The 5692-nt window shown below is 66.0% G+C and carries 5 protein-coding genes; all 5 read right to left on the reverse strand.

Annotated features, from left to right (window positions below):
• Positions 1-1321, reverse strand: a 1321-nt coding sequence (locus TSA1_RS28335; RefSeq protein ID WP_100181374.1) for a MotB family protein, incomplete at its 3' end; no start/stop codon positions are given.
• Positions 1322-1327: 6 nt separating this feature from the next.
• Positions 1328-2014, reverse strand: a complete 687-nt coding sequence (locus TSA1_RS28340) for a hypothetical protein (RefSeq protein WP_100179218.1) — start codon at positions 2012-2014, stop codon at positions 1328-1330.
• Positions 2011-3639 (reverse strand): flagellar basal-body MS-ring/collar protein FliF, encoded by a 1629-nt coding sequence (gene fliF / locus TSA1_RS28345; RefSeq protein ID WP_174719112.1) that lies wholly within the window; start codon positions 3637-3639, stop codon positions 2011-2013. Before fliF ends, TSA1_RS28340 begins: the two co-directional genes overlap by 4 nt.
• 305 nt (positions 3640-3944) lie before the next feature.
• Positions 3945-4856: a flagellin N-terminal helical domain-containing protein gene (locus TSA1_RS28350; protein ID WP_100179220.1), complete on the reverse strand. Its 912-nt coding sequence runs from the start codon at positions 4854-4856 to the stop codon at positions 3945-3947.
• Between the two features lie 267 nt (positions 4857-5123).
• Positions 5124-5692, reverse strand: a 569-nt coding sequence (locus TSA1_RS28355) for a flagellin (RefSeq protein WP_283814393.1), incomplete at its 5' end; no start/stop codon positions are given.

Genomic DNA, 5692 nt, shown 5'->3' on the forward strand with positions numbered 1-5692 from the left:
GCTTCTCGCGGATCAGGATCTCGATCCGGCGGTTCTGCGCGGCCGCTGGATCGTTCGGAAGCTTCGGGCGCCGGTCGGCGTAACCTTCGACATGCTCGATCCGCTGCGCGTCGACGCCGGAGCGGACCAGCATGTAATAGGCCATCTGGGCGCGGGCGGTCGACAGCCGCCAATTGTCGTAGTTCTCGGAACGATACGGCCGATTGTCGGTATGGCCGCGGACGATGATCATGCCCTGGCGCTTCGTCAGCAGCGGCCCGATCTTGTCGATCACGCGGATCAGTTCGGGCCGCGGCTCGGCCGACCCGACCGCGAACATGCCGAAGCTCGCATCGTCGGTCAGGCTGATCAGGAGCCCCTCCTCGACCTGACGCACCTCGGCCGCCGGGCCTGCGCCCGCCTTGATGTCCGACAGCGCCTCCGCGATCGCGGACTGCAGCTGCTTGACGGTCGGCTGCTGAGTCTGCGCGGCATCGCGCGGATCGTTCTCCTTGGCGGCATCGTTCGGACGTGCCGGCGCGGCGGCGTTGGCTTGAGCGGTCGCTTGATTGTTCGCCTGAGCCGTCGCCTGGGCGCTGCCTTCGCGCGGCGATTGCGCCGGCGCCGGCGGCATCAGCGGCGACAGGTTCGCGGACGACGCATCCGCGTTCGAAGCCACGCTTCCGCCGGCGTCGTCCGCCTTGGCACGACGTGTCTGCTCACCCGGACTTGCGGCGGCCGCGGCGTCGCGCGCGGAGGCATTCGGCTTGGGCTCGCTTTCGATCATGCGATCCGCGTCCTTGGAGGCTTGCGGAGCCAGCTTCCAATAGCCGGGATCAAACGGATCGCGATAGGCGTCGCCGCCCTTCAGGCCATCCTCTTCGGCCGACGTCAGCGCGCCGGCGCGCCGCTGCCCCGAGGCCTGGTTGGCGCTGCTCGCGATCTCGGCGAGCGTTGCGTAGGGATCGCGGAACAGCACTTTCTCTTCGTAGAAGGGCGGCTTCTCCGCCGTCGGGGAATCGCCGCGGCGCTCTTCGCTCGGACCGGCCGGCTGCCGCCTGCCGTCCTGACCTTCCAACGACGACGGCTCCTTCTTGGAGAGGTCCTTCAGACCTTTCGGGGCAGGTGCGTTCTCCGCGAGCTTGATCGGATTGAAATAGCTCGCGACAACCTGCTTCTGGTCCTGGTTGAGCGCGTTCAGCAGCCACATGACCAGGAAGAACGCCATCATCGCGGTCATGAAGTCCGCATAGGCGATCTTCCATACGCCGCCGTGATGCGCCTCCTCGGCAAAGGCGCTGCGACGGCGGACGATCACGAGCTCATGCTTGACTTCTTCCATGGCGGGTTACCGGCGCGCTTCCTTCAGGCGTTCGCTCCAGGCCGAGATCTGCGTCTCGATCACGGTCTGGTCGGCGACGACGCGGACCTCGACCGTCTCGGCCGCCTCATACTCGATGCCGGTGCGCCTGGACGCCTCGAGCTGGGTTCTCACGAGATCGAGCAGCTCGCTCGGGCCGGTGACCTTGAAGGCAGGCACCGACGAGTTGCCGGTCAGCGCCGCAATCTGCTCGACCAGCGATCCGATCGCCTTGTCACGGACCGCGTCGGCGAGGAACGGCAGCAGGATCCGCGCGACGGAGCTTGCGATGTTGGTCTCGATCTCGCGGCACGCCGCCTCGAAGCCGCTGACGATCGCGACCGCCTGCTGGTCGGACCATTTGGCGCGCTCCTCGCCGAGCCGGACCGCGCTGCGAACGCGCTCCTCGGCAAGCTTGGTGTCGCCTTCCGCAACGCCGGCGGCCAGGCCGCGCCGGTAGGCGTCCTCCAGCAGATTGACCGGCGGCGCTTCCGCCTTCGGCGCCGGAGGCGGCGACTGCGGCTGCGGCTGAGCCTGAAGCTGCGGCTGAGGTTCGCGCGCGATCTCCTTCGGCCTTGTCAGCACGTCCTGGATCTTGGGCGGCGGAGGCGGCGGTGCCTTGGCCCGGCCGTTCGCGTCGAACTGAGTCAGGAGCTTTCCGATTGCCGCGTTCATGCCGCCTCCTCGCGTCGCATCCAGTCTTTAAGGATCGCTGCCGCCTGCGCCTGATCGAGCCGGACGATCTGCTCCAGCCGCTTCTGCGGCGTGCGCTGCATCTTGCCTTCGAGGTCCTCGACGAGGTTGAGCTCGGGGTCGCTGTTCTCTGCAAGGGCAAGGGCCGCAGCGGCTTCCAGCTCAGCGGCCTCGGCGGCCTCCACCTGCTCCTGCTCCGCGCGATGCGTCAGAATGCCGTTGACCGCCGGCCGCAAGCCGAACCAGACCAGCATCGAGGCAACCGCCAGGATCGTCACCGCGTTGATGACGCTGCCGAGCTGCTTGTTGATCATCTCGACGAAGCTGATCGGCGGCACCGGCGCCAGCTCGCGCGAGCCTTCGATGAAGTCGACGGCCGTCACCTGGATCTGATCGCCGCGCGTCTTGTCCAGTCCGCCGGCCGTCGCCGCCAGCTGGCTGATCTCGGCGAGCTTGCTGTCGACGATGGCCTGGTTGGTCTTGTCGCCGAGATCGGCGACCAGCCGGGCCCGATTGACCAGCACGGCGATGAAGAGCTTCTTCACCGAATAGCCGTCGCTCACCGTCGTCGTGGTCTTGGACGAGACCTCGAAATTGGTGACGTCCTCGCGGCGGGTCTTGTCCTCGCTGGAGTTCTTGCCGCCGCCGGCGTTCACCTGCTGATCGGGAAGGTTCTGCTGCACCGTGGTCGGGGTCGAACGGTCGGCGTTCTGCGACGATTCCTTCTCGCGCACGTTCCGCACCGAACGCTCGGCACGGCTCTCGGGATCGTAGACGGTCTCGTTGATCTGCTTCTTGTCGGTGGAGAGCTGCGGGGCGACGCTCACCTCGAAATTGTCGAGGCCGAGATACGGCGTCAGCGCCTTGCGGATGTTCTCCTGCACCATGCCGCCGACCGTCTTCTGCAGGCTCGCCATCTTGGTCGGGGCGGCGCTCGCCTCGTCCTCTTCGGCGAGCAGCATCGAACCGTCGGCGTCGAGCACCGTCACCTTGTCGCGGCTCATGCCCGGAATCGCGGCGGCGACGAGATGGCGGATCGACTGCGCCGTGCGCGCCTCGATCGCGCCGTCGGTGCGCAGCACGACCGAGGCGGATGGCGGCTGCTGCGTCGCGCGGAACGAGCCGCGCACCGGCAGCACGATATGCACGCGCGCCGCCTTGACGCCCTTCATCAATTGAACCGTGCGCGCGATCTCGCCTTCCAGCGCGCGCAGCTTCGTCACTTCCTGCATGAACGAGGTCAATCCGAGCGAGCCGATCTTGTCGAACAGCTCGTAGCCGGAATTGGCACTGGTCGGCAGCCCCTTCTCGGCGAGCAGCATGCGCGCCTGCATGGTCTGGCTCGGGCGCACCGAGAGCGCATCGCCCGCCGTGTTGACGTCGAAGGTGACGTTTTGCTCGCGCAGCGCCGCGCCCATTCGCGTCACGTCTTCGCGGGTGAGGCCGGTATAGAGCGTCTCGAACTCGGGACGGCTCAGATAATACGCGCCGCCGACGACGGTGACGAGAACGGCGAAGCCGATCAGTCCCAAGGCCATCAGGCGTCGCGGCCCAAGCTCCAGCAGGTTGTTGAGCAGTTGCTGTATCTGCGCACGACTGAACAGCATATGACCTCGTACCAATGCGAACGTAGACGACACTCCGCTGCCAACCTTGTCTGAGGGTTGCGCGCGGACGCGATTGTGTCAGTTCGCAGGCACGGCGTTGCAATTTTACAAGAAGCTTGGAGACGCCTTCAGCCTTTCGGCAACGCGCAGTCGCTCCGGGCGCATCATGGTGCGGTCGGTTGCGGCGGGCCGTATCAGGTCTGGCGTCGGGGTCGATTGCGGGCACGTCATGTGCCGTCGCGTCCGCCGGTCACGGCGGGGACCGTGCTCCCTGAAGGGAGCACGGTCGTTTTCGAAAGCGCCGCTTAGCCGCGGAACAGCGACAGGATGCTCTGGCTGTTCTGGTTGGCGATCGAGAGCGCCTGAACGCCGAGCTGCTGCTGGGTCTGCAGCGCCTGGAGCCGGGTCGATTCCGCGTTCATGTCGGCGTCGACGAGCTGGCCGATACCGCGATCGACCGAGTCCATCAGCGACTTCACGAATTCCGTGTTGTTCGAGATGCGGTTCTTGATGGCGCCGAGGTTGGCGGCGGACTGGCTGACGGTGTTGATCGCCGCGGTGACCTTCGCGATGTAGCCATCGAGGATGGTCTGGTCGGCGGCCGAGTCGGTCAGCGCACCGATGTTGAGGCTGTCGACCGAGGCGCTGCCGCTCACCGTGTCGAGGATGCCGTTCGTGCTCGCGGTGTAGAGCGAGTAGTTGGCAACCGTCACCGTGATGGTGCTGATCGTCGGCGTGCCGCCGACGCGCGAGAACGAGGACACCAGGTTGACGGTGGCCGGGGTCGAGGCGTTGGTGCTCAGCCAGTTGACGCCGTTGAAGGTCGCCGCGCTGGCGACGTTCTTCATGTCCTGCTGGATCTGGGTGATTTCCGACTGGATCTTGGTGCGGTCGATGCCGGCGGTCTTGGCTTCGACCAGCAGCGCCTGGAGCTTGGTCAGGCCGGAGTTCTGGTCGCCGATGACCTTGTTCAAGGCGGTGTATTCGGTGTCGACGGTCGCGGCCGACAGACCGAGCGAGTCGGAGACGGCGGAGAGCGCGGCGTTGTCGGCGCGCATCGAGGTCGCGATCGACCAGTAGGCGGAGTTGTCCGATGCAGTCGAGACGCGCTGGCCGGTGGAGATCCGGTTTTCAGTCGTCTGGAGGCTGGCGCTGACATTCCGGAGGGTCTGCAGCGCAGTCATAGCAGCGGAGTTGGTAAGCAGGCTGGAAGCCATTTTTGATGTCCCTTTGAGAGCAGATTGGATTTGGGGACATACCGGGCTTGCACCGGTACGACAGGGCGGCATCATGCCTTTGGGCAGCGGAAATGCGCGTGAACCCAACCCGTCGTAACGGCCAGACTAGCCCGCGAAGCTTGTGCGGGGCTTGCGGCGCCGTGCTCCTTCTGCAACAGGCGCGCCGAAATCATGGCGCGCCGCGGCGCGCCAAACGAAAGGGCCGCGCTTCGGCAGAAGCGCGGCCCTCCCCAGACGGTCTGGGACTTAGCGGAACAGCGACAGGATGCTCTGGCTGTTGTTGTTGGCGATCGAGAGCGCCTGAACGCCGAGCTGCTGCTGGACCTGGAGAGCGGCCAGGCGGGTGGACTCCTGGTTCATGTCGGCGTCGACGAGCTGGCCGATACCGCGATCAACCGAGTCCATCAGCGACTTCACGAACTCCGAGTTGTTCGAGATACGGTTCTTGATGGCGCCGAGGTTGGCGGCGCCCGAAGACACCGTGCCGATCGCCGCGGTGACCTTCGCGATGTAACCATCGAGAATGGTCTGGTCGGCGGCCGAGTCGGTCAGCGCGCCGATGTTGAGGCTGTCGACCGAGGCGCTGCCGCTCACCGTGTCGAGGATGCCGTTCGTGCTCGAGGTGTAGAGCGAGTAGTTCGCGACGGTCACGGTGATCGAGCTGGTGGTCGGCGTGGAGCCGACGCGCGAGAACGACGACACCAGGTTGACGGTGGTCGGCGTGGAGGCGTTCGTGCTCAGCCAGTTGACGCCGTTGAAGGTCGCCGCGCTGGCGACGTTCTTCATGTCCTGCTGGATCTGGGTGATTTCCGACT

The sequence above is a fragment of the Bradyrhizobium nitroreducens genome (assembly GCF_002776695.1).
Lineage (GTDB): Bacteria > Pseudomonadota > Alphaproteobacteria > Rhizobiales > Xanthobacteraceae > Bradyrhizobium > Bradyrhizobium nitroreducens.